This window comes from Streptantibioticus ferralitis (genome assembly GCF_029223525.1).
Classification (GTDB): domain Bacteria; phylum Actinomycetota; class Actinomycetes; order Streptomycetales; family Streptomycetaceae; genus Streptantibioticus_A; species Streptantibioticus_A ferralitis.
The window spans coordinates 56,721-82,231 of the sequence record NZ_JARHTQ010000024.1 but is presented as its reverse complement, the minus strand read 5'-3'; the positions used below and the strand labels follow the sequence as shown (position 1 = coordinate 82,231).

23 protein-coding genes are annotated in these 25,511 nt (G+C 68.9%); 19 read left to right on the top strand and 4 right to left on the bottom strand.

Going from position 1 to position 25,511, the window contains the following annotated elements; genetic code table 11:
• Positions 1 to 51 precede the first annotated feature (51 nt).
• The 5 genes from P2L57_RS29090 (at position 52) to P2L57_RS29070 (ending at position 7,105) form a co-directional block, all read left to right on the top strand.
• The gene (locus P2L57_RS29090; RefSeq protein ID WP_275819401.1) at positions 52 to 1,083 is read left to right on the top strand and encodes an ABC transporter permease; all 1,032 of its coding nucleotides are present in this window, start codon (positions 52 to 54) and stop codon (positions 1,081 to 1,083) included.
• Position 1,084: 1 nt separating this feature from the next.
• Positions 1,085 to 2,968 (top strand): ABC transporter permease, encoded by a 1,884-nt coding sequence (locus P2L57_RS29085; RefSeq protein WP_275819400.1) that lies wholly within the window; start codon positions 1,085 to 1,087, stop codon positions 2,966 to 2,968.
• The gene (locus P2L57_RS29080) at positions 2,965 to 4,062 is read left to right on the top strand and encodes an ABC transporter ATP-binding protein (RefSeq protein WP_275819398.1); all 1,098 of its coding nucleotides are present in this window, start codon (positions 2,965 to 2,967) and stop codon (positions 4,060 to 4,062) included. The genes P2L57_RS29085 and P2L57_RS29080 overlap by 4 nt, the downstream gene beginning before the upstream one ends.
• The gene (locus P2L57_RS29075; RefSeq protein WP_275819396.1) at positions 4,046 to 5,407 is read left to right on the top strand and encodes an ABC transporter ATP-binding protein; all 1,362 of its coding nucleotides are present in this window, start codon (positions 4,046 to 4,048) and stop codon (positions 5,405 to 5,407) included. Before P2L57_RS29080 ends, P2L57_RS29075 begins: the two co-directional genes overlap by 17 nt.
• Positions 5,408 to 5,506: 99 nt before the next feature.
• Positions 5,507 to 7,105 carry an ABC transporter substrate-binding protein gene (locus P2L57_RS29070; RefSeq protein ID WP_275819394.1) on the top strand — a complete coding sequence of 533 codons (1,599 nt, stop codon included), beginning with the start codon at positions 5,507 to 5,509 and terminating at the stop codon, positions 7,103 to 7,105.
• A gap of 63 nt (positions 7,106 to 7,168) precedes the next feature.
• Here P2L57_RS29070 and P2L57_RS29065 read toward each other — a convergent pair whose 3' ends face one another.
• Positions 7,169 to 7,840, bottom strand: coding sequence for a response regulator (locus P2L57_RS29065; RefSeq protein ID WP_275819392.1), 672 nt, complete (start codon positions 7,838 to 7,840; stop codon positions 7,169 to 7,171).
• 35 nt (positions 7,841 to 7,875) lie between these two features.
• A complete protein-coding gene (locus P2L57_RS29060; protein WP_275819391.1) occupies positions 7,876 to 8,790 on the bottom strand; it encodes a RecB family exonuclease in 915 nt (304 codons plus the stop codon).
• A 127-nt stretch (positions 8,791 to 8,917) separates the two neighbouring features.
• Between P2L57_RS29060 and P2L57_RS29055 the strand changes: the two genes are divergently transcribed.
• The 3 genes from P2L57_RS29055 to P2L57_RS29045 all read left to right on the top strand — a co-directional run bounded on the left by P2L57_RS29055 (position 8,918) and on the right by P2L57_RS29045 (position 11,933).
• On the top strand, positions 8,918 to 10,156 hold the full coding sequence (locus P2L57_RS29055; protein ID WP_275819389.1) for a site-2 protease family protein: 1,239 nt from the start codon (positions 8,918 to 8,920) through the stop codon (positions 10,154 to 10,156).
• A gap of 32 nt (positions 10,157 to 10,188) precedes the next feature.
• Complete coding sequence (locus tag P2L57_RS29050) at positions 10,189 to 11,172, top strand: tRNA (adenine-N1)-methyltransferase (RefSeq protein WP_275819387.1); 984 nt, start codon at positions 10,189 to 10,191, stop codon at positions 11,170 to 11,172.
• 203 nt (positions 11,173 to 11,375) lie between these two features.
• Entirely contained in the window at positions 11,376 to 11,933 is a 558-nt protein-coding gene (locus P2L57_RS29045) for a hypothetical protein (RefSeq protein WP_275819385.1), read from the top strand.
• A gap of 105 nt (positions 11,934 to 12,038) precedes the next feature.
• Here P2L57_RS29045 and P2L57_RS29040 read toward each other — a convergent pair whose 3' ends face one another.
• Positions 12,039 to 12,329, bottom strand: a complete 291-nt coding sequence (locus tag P2L57_RS29040) for a ferredoxin (protein WP_275819383.1) — start codon at positions 12,327 to 12,329, stop codon at positions 12,039 to 12,041.
• A gap of 240 nt (positions 12,330 to 12,569) precedes the next feature.
• On the opposite strand from P2L57_RS29040, the gene arc reads away from it, so the two are divergent.
• The 6 genes from arc to prcA all read left to right on the top strand — a co-directional run bounded on the left by arc (position 12,570) and on the right by prcA (position 18,646).
• The gene (gene arc, locus P2L57_RS29035; RefSeq protein ID WP_275819381.1) at positions 12,570 to 14,336 is read left to right on the top strand and encodes a proteasome ATPase; all 1,767 of its coding nucleotides are present in this window, start codon (positions 12,570 to 12,572) and stop codon (positions 14,334 to 14,336) included.
• A gap of 186 nt (positions 14,337 to 14,522) precedes the next feature.
• The gene (dop, locus tag P2L57_RS29030; protein WP_344184497.1) at positions 14,523 to 16,034 is read left to right on the top strand and encodes a depupylase/deamidase Dop; all 1,512 of its coding nucleotides are present in this window, start codon (positions 14,523 to 14,525) and stop codon (positions 16,032 to 16,034) included.
• 181 nt (positions 16,035 to 16,215) lie between these two features.
• Positions 16,216 to 16,431 (top strand): ubiquitin-like protein Pup, encoded by a 216-nt coding sequence (locus P2L57_RS29025; RefSeq protein WP_275819379.1) that lies wholly within the window; start codon positions 16,216 to 16,218, stop codon positions 16,429 to 16,431.
• A 12-nt stretch (positions 16,432 to 16,443) separates the two neighbouring features.
• Complete coding sequence (locus tag P2L57_RS29020) at positions 16,444 to 17,028, top strand: endonuclease VII domain-containing protein (protein WP_275819377.1); 585 nt, start codon at positions 16,444 to 16,446, stop codon at positions 17,026 to 17,028.
• Positions 16,980 to 17,825: a proteasome subunit beta gene (gene prcB / locus P2L57_RS29015; protein ID WP_275819375.1), complete on the top strand. Its 846-nt coding sequence runs from the start codon at positions 16,980 to 16,982 to the stop codon at positions 17,823 to 17,825. Before P2L57_RS29020 ends, prcB begins: the two co-directional genes overlap by 49 nt.
• 50 nt (positions 17,826 to 17,875) lie before the next feature.
• Entirely contained in the window at positions 17,876 to 18,646 is a 771-nt protein-coding gene (prcA, locus tag P2L57_RS29010) for a proteasome subunit alpha (protein ID WP_275819373.1), read from the top strand.
• A 478-nt stretch (positions 18,647 to 19,124) separates the two neighbouring features.
• Here the strand turns inward: prcA and P2L57_RS29005 are convergent, their stop codons facing one another.
• A complete protein-coding gene (locus tag P2L57_RS29005; RefSeq protein ID WP_275819371.1) occupies positions 19,125 to 20,153 on the bottom strand; it encodes a LacI family DNA-binding transcriptional regulator in 1,029 nt (342 codons plus the stop codon).
• Positions 20,154 to 20,277: 124 nt separating this feature from the next.
• Between P2L57_RS29005 and P2L57_RS29000 the strand changes: the two genes are divergently transcribed.
• The 5 genes from P2L57_RS29000 (at position 20,278) to P2L57_RS28980 (ending at position 25,507) form a co-directional block, all read left to right on the top strand.
• Entirely contained in the window at positions 20,278 to 21,525 is a 1,248-nt protein-coding gene (locus P2L57_RS29000; RefSeq protein WP_275819369.1) for an MFS transporter, read from the top strand.
• 9 nt (positions 21,526 to 21,534) lie between these two features.
• Positions 21,535 to 22,896 (top strand): Pup--protein ligase, encoded by a 1,362-nt coding sequence (pafA, locus tag P2L57_RS28995; RefSeq protein WP_275819367.1) that lies wholly within the window; start codon positions 21,535 to 21,537, stop codon positions 22,894 to 22,896.
• A 223-nt stretch (positions 22,897 to 23,119) separates the two neighbouring features.
• Positions 23,120 to 24,004 (top strand): FKBP-type peptidyl-prolyl cis-trans isomerase, encoded by an 885-nt coding sequence (locus P2L57_RS28990; RefSeq protein ID WP_372515976.1) that lies wholly within the window; start codon positions 23,120 to 23,122, stop codon positions 24,002 to 24,004.
• A gap of 40 nt (positions 24,005 to 24,044) precedes the next feature.
• Positions 24,045 to 24,425, top strand: a complete 381-nt coding sequence (locus P2L57_RS28985) for an FKBP-type peptidyl-prolyl cis-trans isomerase (protein ID WP_275819366.1) — start codon at positions 24,045 to 24,047, stop codon at positions 24,423 to 24,425.
• Positions 24,426 to 24,532: 107 nt separating this feature from the next.
• Positions 24,533 to 25,507, top strand: a complete 975-nt coding sequence (locus P2L57_RS28980; RefSeq protein ID WP_275819364.1) for a helix-turn-helix transcriptional regulator — start codon at positions 24,533 to 24,535, stop codon at positions 25,505 to 25,507.
• Positions 25,508 to 25,511: the final 4 nt, after the last annotated feature.

Genomic DNA, 25,511 nt, shown 5'->3' with positions numbered 1-25,511 from the left:
GGCAACCACCAGGGGCCGGCCCCGTCGCCCGGTGAAGAAAGACGTCCCTCTATGAGCAAGCAGTCCGGGTCGCTGCGTCGCTACGTCCTCACCAGGATCGCGCTGGCAGTGCCCATGGTCTTCATCCTGCTGGTTCTGGTCTTCGTCATGATGCGGGTGGCGCCAGGCGACCCCATCGCGGCGTCCCAGGGCGGCAAGCTGTCCGCCGCCGAACTCGCCGCGCGCAGGCACGCGGCGGGCTTTGACCGGCCGCTGTACCTGCAGTTCTGGGAGTACCTGAAGTCGGTCGGCACCCTGAACTTCGGCACCACCTTCTCCGACAACCTCAGCGTTCGCGATGTCATCATCCAGCGCGGTGGAGCCACCCTCTCGCTCAGTCTGGGCGCCCTGATCGTGGCCACGATCATCGGCGTACCGGTCGGGTTGCTCGCCGGCCGGTTCCGCGACCGCGGCATCGATGTCGCCGGTCGACTGTTCGCGATCATCACCTACGCGGCCCCCGCGTTCGTGCTCGGCCTGCTGGCCCAACTCGCCTTCGGGCCCAACGGGTTGAACGTGCTGCCGTCCTCCGGACAGGCCTCGCTGCTGGTCGGCCTCGACGTACCGACCACCACCCACATCCTGATCCTGGACGCGGCGATCGCCGGTGACTGGAGCGCGGTCGGCGACATCGCCCAGCACCTCGTACTGCCCTCGGTCACGCTCGGCCTGATCATCGTGGGTGTCTTCATCCGTATGATCCGGGTCAACGTGATCCAGTCGCTGCAGGGCGACTACGTGGAAGCGGCCCGCGCCCGGGGCATCAAGGAGACCTCGGTGGTCACCCGGCATGCCTTCCGCAACGCGCTGGTGCCCGTCGTCACCGTGCTCGGCCTGCAGGTGGCCATGCTGCTCGGCGGTTCCGTGCTGACCGAGAAGACCTTCAACTGGCCCGGAATCGGACAGGCGTTGATCACCTACATCAACGCGCGTGACTACGCGGCGGTGCAAGGCATCGTCACCGTCTTCGCCCTGGTGGTCGTGGTGATCTCCATGCTCATCGACTTCGTGAACGCACTGATCGACCCGAGGGTGCGGTACTGAGATGACCCAGACAACCCTACTTCCGCCCACCGACGCGGACGCGGTGACCAAGCCCGCCGTCAAACCGGGCCGGCTGCGCGGCCTGCGCCGCACCTTCGCGCCTATCGGCCAGGCCCACGGCATGCCCAAGTTCATGCTCTGGACCGGGTTCGTGATCTCCGGACTGTTCGTGCTGGTAGCGCTGTTCGCGCCGCTGATCGCGCCGTACAGCTTCGACCAGTACCAGTCCGGCGGAAAGCCGTTCCCCAAGCAGGGTGCGCCGGACGGCACCCATCTGTTCGGCACCACCGTGCAGAGCCTGGACGTGCTCTCCCGCACCATCTACGGCGCGCGCACCGCGCTTGAGGTGATGCTGCTCGCCGTCGTCTTCTCGCTCATCCTCGGCGTGCTGCTGGGCCTGTTGGCCGGGTACTTCGGCGGTTGGCTGGACCGGATCCTCGTCCTGGTGATGGACGCCCTGTTCGCCTTCCCATACCTGCTGCTGGCGATTGTCGCCGGTTTCGTCTTCTCCGGTGTGGTCGGTGGCGGCGTGGTGACCGCGGCCCTGTCCATCACCGTGGTCTACATCCCGCAGTACTTCCGGGTGGTGCGCTCCTCGGCGCTGTCCGCCCGTGAGGCGCTGTACGTGGAGGCGGCGCGCGCGATGGGTGCCAAGCCGTCCGTGGTGATCCGCAAGTACCTGTTCAGCAACGTCGTGCAGTCCGTGCCGGTCATCTCCACCATGAACGCCGCCGACGCCATCTCCACCCTGGCGGGCCTGGGCTTCCTCGGCCTGGGCATCCAGCCCACCGAGGCCGCCGAGTGGGGTTACGACCTGCAGCGCGCCATCGACGACGTCAACGCGGGTATGTGGTGGACCGCGCTCTACCCGGGCATCGCGATGATCTTCGCGATCCTTGGCTTCACGCTGGTCGGCGAGGGCCTCAACGACGTCCTCAACTCCTCGATGCGCAAGCGTCGTATCACCAAGGTGATCCTCCCTGCGCGCGGCGCCGCGCGCAGGCTCGTCACGGCGGGCGGCGGCTCCGTGAAGGCCACGGCCGCGGCGTCGGTGACGGCGACCGAGGAGGCGGCTGCGCAGGCGGAGACTGACCGGAACGCGGCGGAGGACGCCGACGGTTCCGCGGAGCCCGCCCGATCGGAGCCGGAGGCCGAGCAGGCCACGGCGTCCGCTCCTGAGCAGGAGCCCGCCGCCGCGACGAAGGCCGAGCCCCAGCTGGAAGCAGAGGCGGAGCCGAAGCCTGAGCCCGAGCGGGAGCCTGAGCCCGAGGCGCAGTCCGAGACGGAGGCGAAGCCTGAGGCCGAGGCGAAGCCCGAACCGGAGGCGCAGCCCGAACCGGAGGCGAAGCCCGAGCCGGAGGCGCAGCCTGAGGCCGAGGCGCAGCCGGAGCCGGAGGCACAGCCCGAACCGGAGGCGAAGCCCGAGCAGGAGCCCGAGCCCGAGCCTGAACCGGAGGCGCAGCCCCAGGCGAAGCCCAGGCGCCAGCCCGCCGCCCGTAGGACGAGGTCCGCATCGGCCCCGAAGTCGAGCCCGAAGCCGGACTCGGCAACCGCGGCGCAGCCCGCGGCGGAACCCACGTCCAAGACGGAACCCACGTCCAAGACGGACCCCGCGCCGGAGGCGGAACCAAAGGCGGGCTCCAGGACGGCTGCCAAGAAGGCCACCAAGGCGACCCCCAAGAAGGCCACCAAGGCGGCCCCCAGGAAGGCGACCAAGGCGGCTCCCAGGAAGGCGACCAAGGCGGCTCCCAGGAAGGCGACCAAGGCCGCCCCGAGGAAAGCCACGAAGGCAGCTCCCGCCCCCGCGCCGGACGGCGAAACCGCGCCGGACGGCGCCCCCGCCTCGGACGGCGCCCCCGTCGAGACCCCGGAGGAGGGTCGATGACCACCACTACAGATGCCGCCGCTGCGGCCACGCCCGCTGCGGGCGAAGCCGGTGAACCCGTTCTGTCCGTGCGCGACATGCGCGTCTGGTACGGGACCGAGCGGGGCCCGGTCCGCGCTGTCGACGGCGTCAGCTTCGACGTGCGGCCGGGGGAGACCCTCGGGCTGGTCGGTGAGTCCGGCTGCGGCAAGTCCACCCTCGGGCGTGGCGTGCTCGGCCTGACCCCGCCCGGCTCCGCCGTGGACGGCGAGGTGCTGCTGCGCGGGACGAACCTCGTGGAGCAGTCGCCCAAGCAGCTGCAGAAGCTGCGCGGTCCCGAACTGGGGTTGATCTTCCAGGAGCCGATGACCCGGCTCAATCCGCTGATGAAGATCTCCGAGCAGTTCGAGGAGACCCTGCGCACCCACGAAAAGGGCCTGTCCAAGCAGGAGATCCGCGAGCGCTCACTGGAGGCGCTACGCGGAATGGGCATTCCGCCCAGCCGCTACGAGAGCTACCCGCATGAGTTCTCGGGTGGTATGCGCCAGCGCATCATGATCGCCCTGGCGCTGGTGCTGCGACCCGCGTTCGTGGTGGCCGACGAACCGACCACCGCGCTCGATGTCCTCGTCGAAGCACAGATCATCAAAATTCTCGCGGACCTTCGGAAGAACTTTGACACCGCCTTGGTTCTCATCACGCACAATCTCGGTATCGTCGCGGAAGCATGCGACCGGGTCGCGGTGATGTACGCGGGGCATATCGTCGAACAGGGCGATTCCCGCGAAGTGTTCGCCAACCCGCAGCACCCATACACCAAGGAACTGCTCCGCTCCACCATCTCGCTGTCCACCACCGGGCTGCACTACATTCCGGGCAGCCCGCCGGACCTCGGCAACCCTCCCGAGGGCTGCCGGTTCCACCCGCGGTGCCCGGTGGCGATGCGTGGATGCGCGACCGCGGAGCCGCCCGAGGTGCAGCTGCGGTCCGGCGTACGCAGCACCTGCTGGCACCAGGCGATCGAGGTGGACCCCTCGCTGGCCGACGAGTTGGGAACGGACGGGCGCGAGCCGCTCGCCGCGGTGAAGGAGATCAGCGTTGCCGACGAAGCCTGACACGGACGCGGCCGCCATCGTCCTCGACAAGGAGGCCGAGGTGTCCGCCGACGCCGAGACGCTCGTCGAGATCGAGGACCTCGAAGTCCACTTCGGCCTGCGCGGTAATTTCCTCAGCCGGTTGACCGGCCGCGGCGGCGGAGCGGTCAAGGCCGTCGACGGCATCAACCTCACCCTGCGCAAGGGCGAGGTGCTCGGCCTGGTCGGCGAGTCCGGCTCCGGCAAGACCACGCTGGGGCGCACCCTGCTGGGTCTCAACGCGGCCACCGGAGGCGCCATCCGGTACCGGGGGGAGGACATCGTCAAGTACAGCGAGCGCCAAATGCGGCCGCTGCGCCGCAAGTTGCAGATGGTCTTCCAGGACCCGCACGCCTCGCTCAACCCGGCCATGGACATCCGTACCGCCGTCGGCCACCCGCTGATCATCCACGGTCTGGTCAAGGACGACGAGGAGTACGAGGCCAAGGTCGTCGACGCCCTGGAGCGGGTCGGTCTGGCCCCGGCCGAGCGGTACCTCACCAAGTTCCCCTCGGACCTGTCCGGCGGCCAGAAGCAGCGCGCGGTGCTCGCCAGGGCGATCATCGCCGATCCCGAACTGCTCGTCGCCGACGAGCCGATCTCGATGCTCGACATGAGCGTGCGCGCCAAGATCCTGCAGCTGATGCTGGATCTCAAGCGCGACCTGGACCTCACGTACGTCTACGTCACCCACGACCTGGCGAGCGCGAAGTTCTTCTGCGACAACATCGCGATCATGTATCTGGGCCGGATCGTCGAGTACGGGCCTACCGAGGAGGTCTTCGCCGACCCCAAGCACCCGTACACCAAGGCGCTGCTGGCGGCGATCCCGGAACCGGACCCGACGAAGGCCGTGGAGCGCGAACTGCCGCGTGGCGAGATCCCCGACGCGGCCCGCCCGCCGCTCGGCTGCTCCTTCCACCCCCGGTGTCCGGTGGCGCTGGCGAGCTGCGGCTGGGAGGCTCGCGACCTGCGCGCGCTGCTGGAACGGCGCTGGTTGGAGATGCCGGTCGAGGAGTACGCGAAGGAGAAGTCGCTCTTCGCTGACCTCGTCGCGCTCGGCGAACCGGAGCTCAACCGGCTCGCTATCGCACCCGGCCGAGGGCACACCGAGGAAGAAGTGTTGGAATACCTCCGGAACCTTCGCGAAGAGGGTTCCGCCGCGCAGCCGCGCGAGCCGTTCTGGAGCGGGGTGGTGGCCATGCAGGCCGAGGGGGGCCACGTCGTGCTGGAGTTCGAACAGGCGCGGGATCCGCGACTGCGGCTGCTGCCGGAGACCGGAGTGCAGGTGGCCTGCCACCTCTACGACGGCTCCGGCGGCGAGTAACAACAAAACATGACATAGACCCCCGGGGGAGCGGGTGGCGCAGGCGTAGCGCCACCCGCAGCTATGAACTACCAGCGCCGATTAGGGAGACCAACGAGGATGAATCGCAAGCTACTGGTGCTGCCGGCTGTGGTGGGCCTGATCGCGCCCGCCCTCGCCGCATGCGGTGGATCCAGCGGCAACAGTGGAGGCGGCGGCGATGCCATCGTCGTGGGCACTACGGACCGGATCGAGGCGACCAAGGACAACCCGGCCCCGCTCGACCCGGCAGCCGCGTACGACGTCGCCGCCTGGACGGTCCTGCGCAACACCTTCCAGACGCTGCTGAGCTACCCCCGCACCGGCACCGACCCGGTACCGGAGGCCGCCGAGCGGTGCGGCTTCACCGACCAACTCAGCGAGACGTACCGGTGCAGCATGCACACCGGGCTGCAGTTCTCCAACGGGGACCCGCTGACCGCCGCGGACGTGAAGTTCTCCGTGGACCGCATGCTGGCGATCCACGACCCCAACGGCCCGTCCGGGCTGCTGGACAACGTCGACAAGGTGGAGACGCCGACCGACTCGACGGTCGTGTTCCACCTCAAGGCCCCGGACGCCACCTTCCCGTTCAAGCTGGCCACCCCGGCCGCCTCGATCGTGGACAGCAAGGTCTACCCGAGCAACAAGGTCTACTCGGGAACCTCGTTGCTGGGCTCCGGGCCGTACACGCTCGCCTCGTTCGACTCCAGCGACAAGGCGGTCTTCAACAAGAACCCGCACTACAAGGGCAACGCCAAGCTCAGCAACAGCAAGATAGACCTGCGGTTCTTCAAGAGCTCCAGCGACATGGAGTCCGCGCTGAAGGCCGGTCGCATCGACGTGATGAACCGGACCATGACGCCGGACGAGATCTCCGGGCTGAGCAACGGCGCGACGCAGAACATCAACCTGGTCGAGGCGCCCGGCACCGAAATCCGCTACCTGGTCTTCAACACCAACGACCAGACGGTGAAGAACCCGGCGGTGCGCAAGGCGGTCGCCCAGATCGTCGACCGCTCCGCGCTGGTACGGGACGTGTACGCGCGTACCTCGCAGCCACTGTTCTCGATGGTTCCGCAGGGCATCACCGGACACACCAACTCGTTCTTCAACATCTACGGCAATCCGAATGTTTCGGCCGCCCGTAGCACCTTGGAGAGGGCTGGCATCAGCACCCCGGTCTCGCTGGCCCTGAGCTACACCACGGACCACTACGGTGAGTCCACCGCCAAGGAGTTCACCGAGCTGAAGACCCAGCTTGAGTCGAGCGGTCTGTTCAAGGTGACGCTGCAGGGCGTGCCGTGGTCGGGCTACCGGCCCGCGGAGCGCAAGGGCGAGTACCAGGTCTACGGCATGGGCTGGTTCCCGGACTTCCCGGACCCGGACAGCTACATCGGCCCGTTCTTCGGCAAGGACAACTTCCTTGGCAGCGCGTACCGCAACGATGCCATCGAGTCCCAGCTGCTCCCGCAGACCCGTACGGTCGCCGAGCGCAGCACGGCCGTGAACAGCTTCCAGCAGATCCAGGACAACATCGCCAAGGACGTGCCGTTCCTCCCGCTGTGGCAGGGCAAGCAGTACCTGGCGGCGCAGTCCCAGATCACCGGTACCGAGTGGGCCATGAACGCCTGCTCGGAGCTGCAGTACTGGGAGCTCGGCAAGGGCGTGAAGGGCTGACCCGCTGAACGCGAAGGGGGCCGGGGCGAAACGCCCCGGCCCCCTTCGCTGGGCCGGTCCCGGCTACTGGGCCCCCGGCCGCACCAGCCCGCTCTCGTAGGCGTACACGGCGGCCTGTACGCGGTCCCGCAGCCCCAACTTGGTGAGCACATGGCCGACATGGGTCTTGACCGTGGTCTCGCTGACGAACAGCTCCGCCGCGATCTCCGCGTTGGACAGCCCGCGGGCCACCAGCTTGAGCACCTCGACCTCACGCTCGGTGAGCGTGTGCAGCGCCTGCGGCACCGGTTCCTCGCCGGACGGCAGATGCCCCGCATACTTGTCCAGCAGCCGGCGGGTGATGCTCGGCGCCAGCATGGCCTCACCGGCCGCGACCACCCGGATCGCCTGGACCAGCTCGTCCGCCGGGGCGTCCTTGAGCAGGAAGCCGCTGGCGCCCGCGCGGAGCGCCTCGACCACGTACTCGTCCAGGTCGAAGGTGGTCAGCACCAGCACCTTGGCCGGACCGTCCCGGCCGGGCCCGGTGATCTGCCGGGTCGCCTCGACGCCGTCCATCCTCGGCATGCGGATGTCCATCAGGACCACATCCGGCTGGAGCGCACGTACCTGATCCAGCGCCTGCAGGCCGTCCCCGGCCTCGCCGACCACGGCCAGGTCCTGCTCCGCCTCCAGAATCATCCGGAATCCGGTGCGCAGCAGCGGCTGGTCGTCGACCAGCAGGACGCGGATTGCCACGTGATCTCCTAACGGTAGGCCGCCCCCATTCTTCCCTACGACGGTCCTTCCGCACCGAGCGGCCGTCGCATGGTGGGCAGCGGATAGACCGGGGGAGTGCCACCGAACGCCGGACACAGCGGCTGGTGGTCGCACCAGTCGCACAACTTGCTCGGCCGCGGCCGCCAGTCCCCGGACTCGGTGGCGCGCTGGATGGCGTCCCACAGGGCGAGCAGCTTGCGCTCCACGACACGCAGCTCGTCCGCCGTGGGGTCGTAGGTCACCACATCGCCGCTGCCCAGGTAGACCAGTTGCAGCCGGCGCGGTACCACTCCACGCAGCCGCCACAGCACCAGTGCGTAGAACTTCATCTGGAACAGCGCTTCCGCCGCGTACTCCGGCCGGGGCGCCTTGCCCGTCTTGTAGTCCACCACCCGCAGGTCGCCGCTGGGCGCGACATCCAGCCGGTCCACATAGCCGCGCAGCACCAGCCCGGACTCCAGCGCGGTCTCCACGTACAGCTCGCGCTCGGCGGGCTCCAGGCGCGTCGGGTCCTCCAACGAGAACCACCGGTCCACCAACTGCTCGGCGCTTTCCAGCCACCGCGCGAGCCGCTCCGCCGCGGGCTCCGCCGCGTCGTCGGCCGCGTCGTCGGCCGTGTCGTCGGTGAACAGCTCAGCCAGCTCCGGCCTCGCGGCCAGCAGCCGCTCCCACTCCGCGGCCACCATCGCCCGGGCCCGTACCGCCGTGCGCTCCGCCGAGGGCGCGTCGAAGAGGCGCTCCAGCACGGCATGCACCACCGTGCCCCGAGTGGCCGCCTCGCTGGGTTTCTCCGGCAGCTTGTCGATCACCCGGAACCGGTACCGCAGCGGGCACTGCATGAAGTCCCCGGCCCGCGACGGCGAAAGCGACGACGGGGGCGCGGGCGGGGCGGTCGGAGCGGCCGGGCCGCACTCGGGACTGCTGGTCATGGCACACGACCCTACGGGTTGCCACTGACAACGGTCCGCCATCTCGTCGTTACCATCGACGGCAACGGCCTTCGCACCGCATGATCGGTCATCATCGGTCAGGAGGATCCAGCAATCGAGGGGACGCATGAACACGAGTGGGCAGCCGCAGTCCGGCAACGGGGGAGCGGCTCCCGGGCCCACCCCCGATGGCGGTGGAAACGGCAAGCGGCCGCGTGAGGCCGGCGGTGGGATCCTCATGGGCCGGCCGTTCGGCGTCCCGGTCTATGTCGCGCCCAGCTGGTTCCTGGTCGCCGCGCTGATCACCTGGGTCTTCGGCGGCCAGCTCGACCGCGTCCTGCCCGAACTCGGCGCCGCGCGCTATCTGGTCTCGCTCTTCTTCGCGGTCGCCTTCTACGGCTCGGTGCTCGTCCACGAGTTGGCCCACACGGTGGCCGCGCTCCGCTTCAAGCTGCCGGTGCGCCGCATCCAGCTGCAGTTCTTCGGTGGGGTCTCGGAGATCGAGAAGGATTCGGACACGCCGGGGCGCGAGTTCGTCCTCGCCTTCGTCGGGCCGCTGCTCTCGCTCGTCCTGGCCGGGCTGTTCTACCTCGGCATGCAGGGCGTCGAACCGGGCACCGTACCCGGCGTCCTGCTCGCCGGACTGATGGTCAGCAACCTCATCGTCGCCGCCTTCAATCTGCTGCCCGGCCTTCCGCTGGACGGCGGCCGGATGCTGCGGGCCGTGGTGTGGAAGATCAGCGGCAGGCCCATGACCGGCACCGTGGCCGCCGCCTGGACCGGCCGGGCGCTGGCCGTCGCCGTACTGGTCGGGCTTCCGCTGCTCAGTTACGCGGACGGGATGAGCGAAACCAAGTCCGGTGCGGACTCGCTCACCGACGCCCTGCTCGCCGCGATCCTCGCCGCCATCATCTGGACCGGGGCGGGCAACAGCCTGCGGATGGCCCGGCTGCGGGAGCGGCTGCCCGACCTGCGGGCCCGCACGCTGACCCGCAGGGCGGTCCCGGTGACCGCGGCCACCCCGCTGTCCGAGGCGCTGCGCCGTGCCCATGAGGCGGGCGCCCGCGCCCTGGTGGTCGTCGACTCCGCGGGGGAGGCCACCGGCCTGGTGAGGGAAGCCGCCATCGTCGGCATCCCGGAGCACCGCCGCCCCTGGGTGGCGGTGAGCGGCGTGACCCAGGACCTCAGGCCCGGAATGCGGGTTTCCGTCGAACTGTCCGGTGAGGACCTGCTGGAAACCCTGCGTGCCACCCCCGCCAGCGAGTACCTCGTCGTGGAACCCACGGGTGAGATCTACGGCGTGCTGTCCGCCGCGGACGTGGAGCGGGCCTTCGTCGCGGCCATGGCGCAGCCCACCCGTGCATAGGACCCCCTCCTGACCTCGGATATCCTGGTCACATGTCCGAACCGACCGGTGCCGCCCGCCGTCGCGGGCCCTTCCAGGTCGGGGACCAGGTCCAGCTCACCGACCCCAAGGGACGCCACCACACCTTCACGCTCGAAGCCGGGAAGAGTTTCCACACCCACAAGGGTTCCTTCCCGCACGACGAGCTGATTGGCGCGCCCGAAGGCAGTGTTGTGCGTACCACGGGGAACATCGCGTATCTCGCGCTGCGCCCCCTGCTCCCCGACTATGTCCTGTCCATGCCCCGCGGCGCCGCCGTGGTCTACCCCAAGGACGCGGGGCAGATCCTGTCGATGGCCGACATCTTCCCCGGCGCGCGAGTCGTCGAGGCGGGCGTCGGTTCCGGCTCGCTCAGCTGCTTCCTGCTGCGCGCTGTCGGCGACCAGGGCATGCTGCACAGCTACGAGCGCCGGGCGGACTTCGCCGAGATCGCCGCGCAGAACGTCCGCCGCTACTTCGGCGAGGACCACCCGGCCTGGCAGCTCACCGTCGGCGATCTTCAGGACAACCTGTCGGACGCCGACGTCGACCGCGTCATCCTCGACATGCTCGCGCCCTGGGAGTGCCTGGAGGCCGTCTCCAAGGCGCTGGTACCCGGCGGCATGCTCTGCGCCTACGTCGCCACCACCACGCAGCTGGCCCGCACCGTGGAGGCGATCCGCGAGCATGGCACGTTCAACGAGCCGACCTCGTGGGAGACCATGGTCAGGACCTGGCATGTCGAAGGCCTCGCGGTCCGCCCGGACCACCGGATGATCGGCCACACCGGCTTCCTGCTGAGCGCCCGTCGCCTCGCCGACGGCGTGGAGCCGCCACTGCGCCGCCGCCGCCCCGCCAAGGGCGCGTACGGCGAGGACTACGTCGGGCGGGGTGGAGGGAAGGAAGACGCGCGGGGTGGAGGGAAGGAAGACCCGCGGGGTGGAGGGAAGGAAGACGCTCCCGGCAGCGGGAGCGCGGACTCGCCGCTGCCCGAGTAGCCACGCCTCGATTCGCTCAACACCCAAGCGCCGCCGTCGATTTCCGGACACATCGGGAACCGGCGGCGGCGTCGTCTCGTTGCCCGTAACGGGGTGCCGAGGAAACCCGGACCCGGTGGTTCCGGGGACGTGTGACGTGTGGCACGATGCTGGGCACCGCCAAAAGATCAAGCCGCTCGGCTCAAGCCCCAGGAGACAGCCGCGTGCAGCCTTCGGCAGGCCAGGACCTCACGCACACGCGCACCCACCCGGCACACTGGCTCGCCACCGGTGTGGCCATCGCCGCCGTGATAGGGATCGGCGCTCTGATCCGGCCACCGGGCGCCTCGGCGTCGGACGCCGGCAGCGCACCCGCGGCCCCCGACGCCGCCACCGCGCACTATCCGCTCAACTGCGGCGGAGGCTCCGTGGACGTGGTCGCCAAGGCCTCCGCCGATCTCGACGGCGACGGGCGCGCCGAGACTGTCGCCGTGGTGCGCTGCCACACCGACTTCGGCACCCCGCCCAGCGGGATGTACGTGCTCTCCGCCGGTACCTCGGCCAGCACGCCGCCCCGGGTGGTGGCGACCCTGGTGGATCCGGCGCACAAACTCAGCGTGAAGGACCTCGCGGTGACCGGCCGTACCGTCACGGCGACGCTGCTCGGCTACTCGTCGGACACCGTGCCGCGCTGCTGCCCGGACCTGGAGCGGAAGTTCGGCTGGAACTGGCGCGACGGCCGGTTCATCGCGACGCCGGGCCCGCGTGCGGGGAGTGTCTGAACCGTCACCGCACGCTGGTTCCGCGGTCTTCCGGCGGCAACCCCCGGCCCCGGGCGAAGGCCCGTGCCCGCCGCCCCGCCCGGAGCGACATCGCGTGATGAACCGTTACTCCGCGTCCGGTCCGTACACCTCGACGCCGTCGGCGACCCGGCGTACGTGAATGCACTCGCCGGGGCACTCCTTGACCGAGTCCACCACGTCGGTCAGCAGCGGCAGCGGTACCGGCACGGTCGCCCCGGCCGCCGTACGCAACTCGTCGTCATCGCCCTTGACGTAGGCCAGACCGTCGATGTCGAGCTCGAAGACCTCGGGCGCGTACTGCGCGCAGATCCCGTCGCCGGTGCACAGGTCCTGGTCGATCCAGACTTCCAGCGCCTCGCCGACTGCGTCGCTCACGGGTACCTCGCCTGCCGTTCGTCCATCGGGAAGTAACAGCCCCTGGCGGCTGTTGACCGAAACGACGATACAACCGGTCGCTTTCCGATGTCGTTGGGTGGGTATCTCCCTGGCGTGGGGACGTGCGCAAGGGTGAAGATCGGACACACCCCGACCGGGTTTGTGATCTAGGGGTTTCAACCCCCACCGGCCCAGGTAGGGTCTGAAAGCGTCCAGCTCCCCCTGGAGGAGGTGAGGACCGTGGCAGCCCACGACGACGACATCAACCGTGGCAACCGGCCCGCACGGGGTTCGGAGGACCCCGCGAGCCAGGTGGCCTTTCTTGAGCAGGAGATCGCCGTCCTGCGCCGCAAGCTCGCCGACTCTCCGCGTCACACGAGGATTCTCGAGGAGCGGATCGTCGAGCTGCAGACCAACCTGGCAGGTGTGTCCGCACAGAACGAACGGCTTGCCAACACCCTTCGCGAGGCCCGCGACCAAATCGTGGCCCTCAAGGAGGAAGTGGACCGGCTGGCCCAGCCGCCTGCCGGATTCGGCGTGTTCCTGCAGGCGAACGACGACGGTACGGCCGACATCTTCACCGGCGGCCGCAAGCTGCGGGTGAACGTCAGCCCGACCGTCGAGCTCGATGAACTCCGGCGCGGCCAGGAGCTCATGCTCAACGAGGCGCTCAACGTGGTTTCGGCCATGGAGTTCGAGCGCGTCGGTGAGATCGTCACCCTCAAGGAGATCCTTGAGGACGGTGAACGGGCCCTGGTGATAGGGCACACCGACGAGGAACGGGTGGTCAGGCTCGCCGAGCCGCTGCTCGACGTCAACATCCGCGCCGGTGACGCCCTGCTGCTCGAGCCCCGCTCCGGCTATGTCTTCGAGGTCGTGCCCAAGAGCGAGGTCGAGGAACTCGTCCTCGAAGAAGTGCCCGATATCGATTACACCAAGATCGGCGGGCTGGGGAACCAGATCGAGTTGATCCGCGACGCGGTCGAACTCCCTTACCTGTACCCGGATCTGTTCAAGGAGCACGAACTGCGGCCGCCCAAGGGCGTGCTGCTGTACGGCCCGCCCGGCTGCGGAAAGACGCTCATCGCCAAGGCGGTGGCCAACTCCCTTGCCAAGAAGGTCGCCGAGGTGACCGGGCAGCCCGCGGGCAAGAGCTACTTCCTGAACATCAAGGGCCCGGAGCTGCTGAACAAGTACGTCGGCGAGACCGAGCGGCACATCCGCCTTGTCTTCCAGCGGGCCCGGGAGAAGGCGAGCGAGGGCACGCCCGTCATCGTCTTCTTCGACGAGATGGAGTCGCTCTTCCGTACCCGCGGATCCGGCGTCAGCTCGGACGTGGAGAACACCATCGTCCCGCAGCTGCTCGCCGAGATCGACGGTGTGGAGGGCCTGGAGAACGTCATCGTCATCGGCGCCTCCAACCGCGAGGACATGATCGACCCCGCGATCCTGCGCCCCGGCCGCCTCGACGTGAAGATCAAGATCGAGCGTCCGGACGCGGAGGCCGCCAAGGACATCTTCTCCAAGTACCTGACGGACACGCTGCCGCTGCACGCCGACGACCTCGCCGAGCACGGCGGCTCGTCGGAGGCCACGGTCAGCGCGATGATCCAGTCCGTGGTCGAGCGGATGTACGCCGAAACGGAGGAGAACCGCTTCCTCGAGGTCACCTACGCCAACGGTGACAAGGAAGTCCTGTACTTCAAGGACTTCAACTCCGGCGCCATGATCCAGAACATCGTGGACCGGGCGAAGAAGATGGCGATCAAGGATTTCCTCGACCACAGTCAGAAGGGCCTTCGGGTCTCCCACCTGCTCTCCGCCTGCGTGGACGAGTTCAAGGAGAACGAGGACCTGCCGAACACCACCAACCCGGACGACTGGGCCCGTATCTCCGGCAAGAAGGGCGAGCGCATCGTCTTCATCCGCACCCTTGTCACAGGCAAGCAGGGCGCGGACACCGGTCGCTCGATCGACACCGTGGCCAATACCGGGCAGTACCTGTAGAACGGCAGCCGGACGCTTTTCCCGGGGTTCCAGCGGGCGCCGCCGGGGCCCGCAGGCCGGTCACCACACGTCCGGAAGCCGAGGAATGACTGTAATGATCTCCCCACCGCCGCCGCCGCGTTCTACGCTCGTCGATACCGCGCCACACGGTGCCGCCGATGGGCGGAGCCGGGCAAGGAGGGCCGCATGACCGTACGGCGAGTAATGGGCATCGAGACGGAGTACGGGATCTCCGTCCCCGGCCACCCGAACGCCAATGCCATGCTCACCTCGTCCCAGATCGTCAACGCCTACGCGGCGGCGATGCACCGGGCCCGCCGCGCCCGCTGGGACTTCGAGGAGGAGAACCCGCTGCGGGACGCCCGCGGCTTCGACCTGGCGCGCGAGGCGGCCGATTCCAGCCAGCTCACGGACGAGGACATCGGCCTGGCCAACGTGATCCTCACCAACGGGGCCAGGCTGTACGTGGACCACGCACACCCCGAGTACAGCGCCCCCGAGGTCACCAACCCGCGGGACGCGGTCCTCTGGGACAAGGCGGGGGAGCGGATCATGGCCGAGGCGGCCGAGCGGGCCGCCCAGCTGCCCGGAGCGCAGCCGATCCACCTGTACAAGAACAACACCGACAACAAGGGCGCGTCCTACGGCACCCACGAGAACTACCTGATGAAGCGGGAGACCCCGTTCTCGGACATCGTGCGCCACCTCACGCCCTTCTTCGTCTCCCGGCAGGTCGTCACCGGCGCGGGCCGGGTCGGCATCGGCCAGGACGGCGGTGAGCACGGCTTCCAGATCAGCCAGCGGGCCGACTACTTCGAGGTCGAGGTGGGCCTGGAGACGACGCTCAAGCGCCCCATCATCAACACCCGCGACGAACCGCACGCGGACGCGGAGAAGTACCGCCGGCTGCATGTGATCATCGGCGATGCCAACCTCTCGGAGATCTCCACCTACCTCAAGCTCGGCACCACCGCCCTGGTGCTGTCGATGATCGAGGACGGCTTCATCGCCGTGGATCTCGCGGTCGACCAGCCGGTACGCACCCTGCACCAGGTTTCCCACGACCCCACGCTGCGACGACTGATCACACTGCGTAACGGTCGCACACTGACCGCCGTGCAGCTGCAGATGGAGTACTTCGAGCTGGCCCGCAAGTACGTCGAGGACCGCTACGGCACGGACGCCGACGAGCAGACCAAGGACGTGCTCACACGGTGGGAGGACGTCCTGGGCCGGCTGGAGACCGACCCCATGAGCCTGTCCGGCGAACTGGACTGGGTGGCCAAGCGCGAGCTGCTGGAGGGCTACCGCAGGCGGGACGGCATCGACTGGGACGCGGCCCGGCTGCACCTGGTCGACCTGCAGTACGCCGACGTACGCCTCGACAAGGGCCTGTACAACCGCCTGGTGGCGCGTGGCCGTATGAAGCGGCTACTGGACGAGCCGGCCGTCTCCAGGGCCCGTATCAAGCCTCCGGAGGACACCAGGGCGTACTTCCGCGGCCGGTGCCTGGAGCAGTACGCGGACGACGTGGCCGCCGCCTCGTGGGATTCGGTCATCTTCGATCTGCCCGGACGCGATTCGCTGCAGCGCGTGCCGACCCTGGAGCCGCTGCGTGGCACCCGCAACCACGTGAAGGAACTGCTGGACCGCTGCCGTACCGCGGAGGACCTGGTACGGGTGTTGTCCGGCGGCTGAAACGGCGCGGTTGCGGGAATCATCGAGGTGGTTCCCGAACGTTGAACCAGTGGAAGGCACGTGAGCGAGGGTCCGCGAGTTCCGCGAGATCACCGGAGAACAGGGCCGATGTCAGACCCGGCTTGTAGGGTCTGATCTTGTAGGACATGCAAACCGAGCGGGCGATCGGGGTGAGGTGCACATGGCTACCAAGGACACCGGCGGGCAGCAGAAGGCCACGCGTTCCACCGAGGAGGTCGAGGAGACCGCCCCGGAGGCGCAGGCCTCCGACGACCTCAAGGAGCGCCAGGAAAAGCTCTCGGACGACGTGGACTCCGTCCTGGACGAGATCGACGACGTCCTCGAAGAGAACGCCGAGGACTTCGTGCGGTCATTTGTGCAAAAAGGGGGAGAGTAGGGCATTTCTGGCATGTTCGACTCAAAGAAATGCTCCACATGCCAGCGTGCCCTGCCGAGGAATGCATTCGCAGGCAACAAGTCACGTCCTGATCGGCTCCAGACGTGTCGCCGGGAATGCTCTGCCGAGCATTACCGGCGCCGTCAGGAGGTAAAAGGCCTCTCGGCGCGCGTCAAGGTGCCGGTGCCGCGAGGCTTCAAACGGTGCCCACAGTGTCGCGACGTGAGGTCTCACGACCAGTGGGAACGTAACAAGCCATCGTCGGACGGCTGGGCGAGCTACTGCCGAGCTTGCCGAACCGAACGAAACCGGGAGGCGTCCTTCCGGCGGAGGTGCGGCCTGGGTCAGGCCGAATTGCAGGACCTTGCGGAGCAGCAGGGCAGAGTGTGCGTGATCTGCCTTGCGGCTCCTCCTGAGCAGGTGGACCACGATCACGAGACGGGTAAGGTCCGTGGCGTACTGTGCTTCAGCTGCAATGCCGCGCTGGGGCAGTTCAAGGACCGGCCCGATGAGATACGGCGGGCCGCCGCATATGTGGAAGGAAACGTGTGGAAGCCAACACTCGTAGCACCGGGCGTCTACCAGCTGCCTTCCTGACGCCAGGCTCCTCGTCCTTCATGGACTTCCTCGGCGAGCACGCGCCGGGGCTCCTGCCCGGCAACCGGTCGCTGCCGCCCGTGCAGGGCGCGGTGGAGCTCCCGCATGGGACGACGATCGTGGCGGCCACGTTCCCCGGCGGCGTGGTGCTCTCCGGTGACCGGCGGGCGACGATGGGCAATCTCATCGCGCAACGGGACATCGAGAAGGTCTTCCCGGCCGATGAGTACTCCGCTGTCGGCATCGCCGGCACCGCGGGTCTCGCCGTCGAGATGGTCAAGCTGTTCCAACTGGAGCTGGAGCACTACGAGAAGATCGAGGGCGCCGCGCTCTCCCTGGAGGGCAAGGCGAACCGGCTGTCCACGATGATCCGCGGCAATCTGGGCATGGCCCTGCAAGGCCTAGCCGTGGTGCCGCTGTTCGCCGGGTACGACACGGACCGCGAGAAGGGCCGGATCTTCTCGTACGACGTGACCGGTGGCCGTTCGGAGGAGCACGGTTTCGCGGCCACCGGATCCGGTTCGGTCTTCGCACGCGGTTCGCTCAAGAAGCTCTACCGCAAGGACCTGACGGAGCAGCAGGCCATCACCGCGGTCGTGCAGGCGCTGTACGACGCGGCCGACGACGACTCGGCGACCGGCGGCCCGGACCTCGCCCGGCAGATCTACCCCATCGTCACCGTCATCACGGACGAGGGTTTCCGGCGGTTGACGGAGGCCGAGGTGTCGGAGGTCGCCCGCTCCGTCCACGAGCGGCGGCTGGAGGAGCCGGACGGCCCACGCGCCTCGCTTCTGTAACGGTCAGGTCCGGGATGAACTTCCCACAGACAGAAAGGGACGGATAGCCGGTGTCGACGCCGTTCTACGTCTCACCCCAGCAGGCCATGGCGGATCGTGCCGAATACGCCCGCAAGGGCATCGCGCGCGGCCGCAGCGTCGTCGTACTGCAGTACACCGACGGCATCCTCTTCGTCGCCGAGAACCCGTCCCGCGCGCTGCACAAGGTCAGCGAGATCTACGACCGCATCGCCTTCGCCGCGGTCGGCAAGTACAACGAGTTCGAGAACCTGCGGATCGGCGGTGTCCGCTACGCCGATCTGCGCGGCTACACCTACGACCGCGATGATGTGACGGCTCGCGGTCTGGCCAATGTCTACGCCCAGACGCTCGGCACCATCTTCTCCAGCGCGGCGGAGAAGCCGTACGAGGTCGAGCTCATCGTCGCGGAGGTCGGGTCCGCCCCCGAGGAGGACCAGATCTACCGCCTGCCGCACGACGGTTCGATCGTCGACGAGCACGGTGCCGTCGCCGTCGGTGGCAACTCCGACCAGATCGGCAGCTACCTCGATCAGCGGCACCGCGACGAGATGACCCTCGCCGAGGCGCTGGGACTCGCGGTGGAGTCGCTCAGCCGGGACAACAACGGCGGTGAACGGCAGCTCACCGCCGAGCAGTTGGAGGTCGCGGTCCTGGACCGCACCCGCCCCCAACAGCGCAAGTTCCGCCGCATCCTGGGCCGCCAGCTCACCCGCCTCCTGTCGGCCGAGTCCTCGGCCGCCGCGGAGACCGAGGAGTCCACGGAGGACTCCGCCTCCGCGGACACGGAGTCGCAGGAGTAGAACGCCGCACGCAGCGCGCCGCCCGTGGGCCTTACGCCCACCGGGCGGCGCGCTGCGTTTCCGGCTTCGGCGGGCGTGCGTGTCCGGGGGCTTTCGGCCTTGGGTTGCGGTGAGTTCGTGACCGCCGCTCCGCGCCGTCGCGGCTGCTCGCCGCTGCGGCGGATCATTTTTTGGGGGCGAGCCCCCAAGTCCCCGGCGGTGGAACTTCTGAAGTCCTCAGCCGCAGGTCGTATCGGGGCAAGCCCCCCGAACCCCCCTAGCGGTGGAGCTTCTGAGCCCCCCGGGCGCGGGCCTCCTCAACCAACCCGGGGGGCCGGGGGCCTGCCCCAAGGATTTTCCTGCTTGGGGGCTTGGGGGCTTGGGGGCTTGCCCCAAAAAATGATCCGCCGCAGCGGTGAGCAACCCCCGCGGCGCGGAGCGGCGGTGACGAACGCACCGCAAGCCCAACGCGAGATCCGCCGGACAGGCCCGGCAGCCCTCAAGCAGTCGCCGGGGCGGTGGAGCCACGGATGATCAGTTCGACCGGGAGGTCGGTGGCCTCGACGGGCTGGGCGTTGAGGGTGGCCAGTAGGGCGGACATGCCGCGGGCGCCCACCTCGTCGGCGGGGAGGCGGACGGTGGTGAGCTCCGGTTCGACCGCGGTGGCCAGGGCCAGGTCGTCGAATCCGGTGACCGAGACATCCTCCGGTACCCGCAGACCCAGCCGTCGTACCGCCTTGCAGGCCCCCGCGGCCAGTAGGTCGTCGTCGCAGACCAGGGCGGTCGGCCTTGGCCCTGGGGCGGTGAGGGCCAGCCGCGCGGCCCGTAGCCCCTCGTCGACGCTCAGACCGGCTGACTCGTGGCCCGGGGCCGCGTCCTGAAGGCCGCTGACGGCGGCGTCGAAGGCGTCGCGGCGTACCCGGAACGTCCAGGAGTCCACCGCCGCCGCGATGTGCGTGACGCGACGGTGTCCCAGCGCGGCCAGATGGCCGACCACCTGCCGCATACCGTCGGCGATGTCGAGGTTGACGGTGGCCGCCGCCCCGGTCACCCCCGGTTCGCTGTCCAGCATGACCAGCGGCAGTCCGGCCGTCCCCGCGGCGGATTCGCCGCTGATCGCGTCCAGCGCCTCGACTGCCATGGACGACGCGATCACCCCGTCCAGGGCCGCCCGAGCCGAACCGAAGGGGTCGGGTGCCGGGCCGACCCCTTCGGGAGACGGATAGAGCACCACGCCGAACCCGTTCTCCGCCGCGATCCGCGCCGCACCGGTGTAGACCCGGGCGAAGTAGTCGTTGGTGAGGGCGGGCACCACCAACAGTGCGGTCCTGGTCCGGCCCAGCCGGAGGTTGCGGGCGGCGAGATTCGGCCGATATCCGAGCTCGGCGGCGGCCGAGCGGACCGCGCCGGCCGTCCGCTCGGAGACCCGGCCGCGCCACTTGTCGCCCAGTACCAGCGACACCGTGGCCTGTGAGACTCCGGCGGCGCGTGCGACATCCCGTGATGTCGGACGGTCGGTCCCGGTCACCGTTCATGTCCCTTCTGCGTCCCGCGGCTGGACCCGCCGCAGAGCGCCATGCTACGTATGGCGGGTAAGTTATACGTAACACTATCGGGGGCGGAAGGACCGCCCGTACGGAAACGGGGATGGTATGGCCACGGCGTACCTGGAGTTGCTGCGCACGCGGTACGCGATACGACTGCTGACCGGAACCCTGGTCGGGCGGTTGCCGAACGCCACCTCGGCGTTGGCGGTCGTACTGTTCACCCGCGCCCACGGCGGCAGCTACACCCTCGCCGGGGCCCTGTCCGCGGTCTACGGCCTGGGTACCGCTGTCGGTCAGCCCGCCCTCGGCCGTCTGGTCGACAAGCGCGGCCAGGCCGGTGTGATGCTCGGCGGGGCGGTGCTCTCCGCTGCCGCGATGACCGCGTTCGCCGTGGTGGGTCCGGCTCCGCTCGCCCTCGCCTGCGCCGCGATGGCCGTGGCGGGCGTGGCCACCCCGCCACTGGAGGGCGGGCTGCGCGCCCTGTGGCCCAGCGTGCTGGACCGTGACGATCAGGTGCACAGCGCGTACGCGCTCGACGCCGCCGCGCAGGAGGTGATGTACGCGGTCGGGCCACTGCTCGTCACCCTGCTTGTCGCGGCCGCCTCCACGGCTGCCGCGTTGGTCGGGCTCTCCCTGATAGGCGTCCTCGGAACGCTCCTGGTGGTCACCGCGGAGCCGTCTCGCCGCTGGCGGGCCGAGGAGCGCGAGGCGCACTGGCTCGGTCCGCTGCGCTCGCCCGGACTGCTCGCGCTGCTCGGCTCGTTCTTCTTCGTGGGGGTGGCGCTCGGTTCGATAGCGGTCGCCGCGGTCGCTTACGCCGACGCGCACGGCGGTGGCATGGTCTCCAGCTATCTGCTCTCCGCGCTGGGCTTCGGAGCGCTGGTCGGCGGAGTGGTCTACGGGGCGCGGCGCTGGGCCGGCGTTCCCGAGCGGCGGCTGCGGATGCTGATGCTGTGTCTCGCGGTCGCCTACGTACCGCTGGTGACCGTGCCCGGTGTATCCGGTATGACTGCGTTGGCCGGATTGTCGGGAGTGTTCCTTGCGCCAACCCTGGCCTGTGCCTTCGTCGTGGTCGACCGGCACGCCCCGGCGGGCACCGTGACCGAGGCGTTCTCCTGGCTGGTCACGGCCTTCGGGGTGGGCGCCTCGGTGGGCGCGGCGGCCGCCGGACCCGCCGCGCAGTACGGTGGCGTTCCGGCTGGGTTCGCGGTGGCGGGGGCCGGTGGGGTCGTCGCGCTGTTGGTGCTGCTGGCCGGCGGCCGGTTCCTCGCTGCCCCAATCTCACGGCAGCGGCGGGAAAATGATCGAATCGACGCCGCCGAACCCGGTTTCAGTGAGACGCATCGGGCGTAATGTTCACTCATGGACCGCCGCATTTTCGGGCTGGAGAACGAGTACGGCGTCACGTGTACGTTCCGGGGACAGCGCCGCCTGTCGCCGGACGAGGTGGCGCGGTACCTCTTCCGCCGTGTCGTGTCATGGGGTCGCAGCAGCAACGTCTTCCTGAAGAACGGCGCCCGCCTCTATCTCGATGTGGGTTCGCACCCGGAGTACGCCACTCCGGAGTGTGACAGCGTCACCGAACTGGTCACGCACGACAAGGCCGGTGAACGCATTCTGGAAGGGCTGCTGGTCGACGCCGAGCGCAGGCTGCACGAGGAGGGGATCGCCGGCGACGTCTATCTGTTCAAGAACAACACCGATTCCGCGGGCAACTCCTACGGCTGCCACGAGAACTATCTGGTGGCCAGACACGGGGAATTCTCCCGGCTGGCGGACATCCTCATCCCGTTCCTCGTCACCCGCCAACTGCTGTGCGGCGCTGGCAAGGTGCTGCAGACCCCGCGCGGCGCGGTCTACTGCGTCAGCCAGCGCGCCGAGCACATCTGGGAGGGCGTCAGCTCCGCGACCACCCGATCCCGTCCGATCATCAACACCCGGGACGAACCACACGCCGACGCCGAGCGCTACCGGCGGCTGCATGTCATCGTCGGCGACTCCAACATGTCGGAGACGACCATGCTGCTCAAGGTCGGCGCCACCGACCTCGTGCTGCGCATGATCGAAGCGGGCACGGTGATGCGCGACCTCACGCTGGAGAACCCGATCCGGGCCATCCGCGAGGTGAGCCACGACATAACGGGACGCCGCAAGGTCCGCCTGGCCAGCGGACGGGAGGCCTCCGCGCTGGACATCCAGGAGGAGTACTACTCCAAGGCCGTTGACTTCTGCGAGCGCCGCGGCATCCGCACCGGAGTCACCGAGCAGGTCCTCGAACTGTGGGGCCGCACCCTGGAGGCGATCTCCAGCGGCGACCTCGCCTCGATCAGCACCGAGATCGACTGGGTGATGAAGTATCAGCTGATCGAGCGATACCGACGCCGCGACAACATCACCATGTCGCATCCGCGAATCGCCCAGATAGACCTCGCATACCACGACATCCACCGTCGTCGAGGTCTGTACTACCTGCTGGAACGCAAGGGCCAGGCCAAGCGGATCTGCAACGATCTGAAGATCTTCGAGGCCAAGTCGGTGCCACCGCAAACCACTCGGGCGCGGCTGCGCGGTGAGTTCATCCGCCGGGCGCAGGAACAGCGGCGCGACTTCACCGTTGACTGGGTGCATCTCAAACTCAACGACCAAGCACAGCGCACGGTGTTGTGCAAGGACCCCTTCCGCTCGGTTGACGACCGAGTGGAGAAGCTAATTGCCGGAATGTGATCAGAACACAGCCGAAAGCAACGCCGGGGCCCCGTACGTTTCTCGTACGGGGCCCCGGTCGCGTCGTAGAGTGGCCCGCATTGCACACCGGAAGATCCATTGATGAACTGAGGCAACGTTGCGTCGAATTGCCCCGCCGCCGCCGACCCCTGGCGCGGCAGCCCCCGAGTCCGTCACCCCACGAAGCAAGCGCCGCGCCTCGCGGCTGCTTGCCGCCCTGGTCATCCCGCTGCTGGTGCTGACCGCGGTCGCGTGCGGCGGCAGCGAGAACAGCCCGCCGAAGATCACCGCCGGGGCCAAGTTCGGCGAGAAGCCGACCGTCTCCAAGGGCAAGGGCACCCCGCCCAAGAAGCTGGAAGTCAACGTCATCAGCCAGGGCAGCGGCCCCACTCTCGCCAAGGGCTCCCTCGCCGAGGTGAACTACCTGGGGCAGACCTACGACTCCGACACGCCCTTCGACACCAGCTTCGGCAAGCAGCCGTTCAACCTGGTGGTGGGCACCGGGCAGGTCATCAAGGGCTGGGACCAGGCGCTCGAAGGACAGAAGGCCGGCAGCCGGATCACCATCACCATCCCGCCGGACCTCGGTTACGGCGCGCAGGGCCAGCCCCCGCAGATCCCGCCGAACGCCACACTCTTCTTCGTCGTCGACATCCTCAAGGGCGTCACGCCCCCGCCGAGCGCCAAGGGCACGGTGCAGCCGCAGAACGACAGCAGCCTGCCCAAGGTCGGCACCAACACCGACGGCAAGGCGCCCTCGCTCGACGTGCCCAAGACCACGGCGCCCAAGAACCTGGTCTCGAACTACGTCATCGAGGGCACCGGCCCGCAGGTGAAGAACACCGACACGGTCATCGTGCAGTACAAGTCCGTACTGTGGGACGGCGCCAAGCAGTTCGACAGCACCTACGAGCGGGGCGCGCCCACCACGCTGACGCTGAACCAGATCCCGGTCAAGGGCCTCTCGCAGGGCCTGACGGGCAAAAAGGTGGGCAGTCGCGTACTGCTCGTCCTCCCGCCTGACCAGGCCTTCGGCAGCCAGCCGCAGAACGGTGTGCCGGCCAACTCGACCCTGGTCTTCTCCATGGACATCCTCGGGACAATGTAAAACTGTGCAGGTTGCACACACCGCACTGAGGAGTAATGACGTGAGCATCGAGAAGCCCGAGATCGACTTCCCGGGCGGCGAGCCCCCGGCGGACCTTGAGATCAAGGACATCTGGGAGGGCGACGGGGCGGAGGCGAAGGCGCGCGACTTCGTCAGGGTCCACTACGTGGGCGTGGCCTTCAGCACCGGCGAGGAGTTCGACGCGAGCTGGAACCGCGGCAACCCGCTGGAGTTCCAGCTCGGTGTGGGCCAGGTCATCTCCGGCTGGGACAAGGGCGTGCAGGGCATGAAGGTCGGCGGTCGCCGCCAGCTGATCATCCCGGCGCACCTGGCTTACGGTGACCGTGGCGCGGGCGACCGGATCGCCCCGGGCGAGACGCTGATCTTCGTCTGCGACCTGGTCGCCGTTCAGGGCCGGTAGCGAACCGCGCCGATGGCCCCCGCCGCCCGGCGGGGGCCATCGGCTTTTGCGTGACGACCTTGGAACGGTAGGTTCAGCGGTGAGAGCAGAACAGGAGGGGTGCGTCGATGGCCATCGCCAAGGCCGAGCGGTTGATGAACCTGGCACTGTGCCTGATGAACACCCGCCGACCGCTCAGCAAGCGCGAGTTGCGCTCATCGGTCGAGGCCTACCGGGAGATCACCTCCGAGGACGCCTTCAACCGGATGTTCGAGCGCGACAAGGACGACCTGCGCGAACTCGGCCTGGTCATCGAGACGGTGGACGCCCTCGACGGTGAGACCGGCTATGTCGCCCGCCGGGACCGCAACCGCCTCCCCGAGATCGCACTCGATGCCGAGGAAGCCGCCGCACTGAGCCTGGCGGCCAAGGTCTGGCAGCAGGCCCGGCTCGCCGGAGCCGCCAGCGGCGCCCTGCAGAAGCTGCGGGCCGCGGGCGTGCCGTTCGAGGAGTCCGGCTACGAGTCAGCCGAGGGCCACAGCGTGATCGAACCCCGGATCCCCGCGCACGAGCCCGCGTTCGAGCCGCTGATGCTGGCCGCCCGCGACCGCCGCCCGGTCTCCTTCGACTACCGGAAGTCCAACGCCGTACGCCCCGAGCCGCGGCATGTGGAGCCCTGGGCGCTGGAGTGCTGGCGCGGCCACTGGTACCTGGCCGGGTGGGACCGGGAGCGTGCGGCCCGCCGGGTCTTCCGGCTCAGCCGGATCACCGGCCGGATCCGGTCGCGCGGCGGTGAGTTCACCGCGGAGGTGCCCGACCACGTCGACGTACGGCAGACCGTGGCGAGCTGGGCCGGTGAGGGCGCCACGGCCACCGCCCGGATCCGGCTGCGGCGCGGCGCCGGATACCCGCTGCGCGCCAAGGCGGTGGAGACGATGCCCGCGCCGGGAGACCGGGCCGCCGAATGGGACGAGCTGGAGATCCCGTACGGGCACGGACTCGACGACTGGCTGGTGGAGTTCGGCCCGGATGTGGTCGTCCTGGCCCCCGGTGAACTGCGGGATGACGTGGTCGACCGGCTGCGCGCCGTGGCCCGCGGCTGAGGGG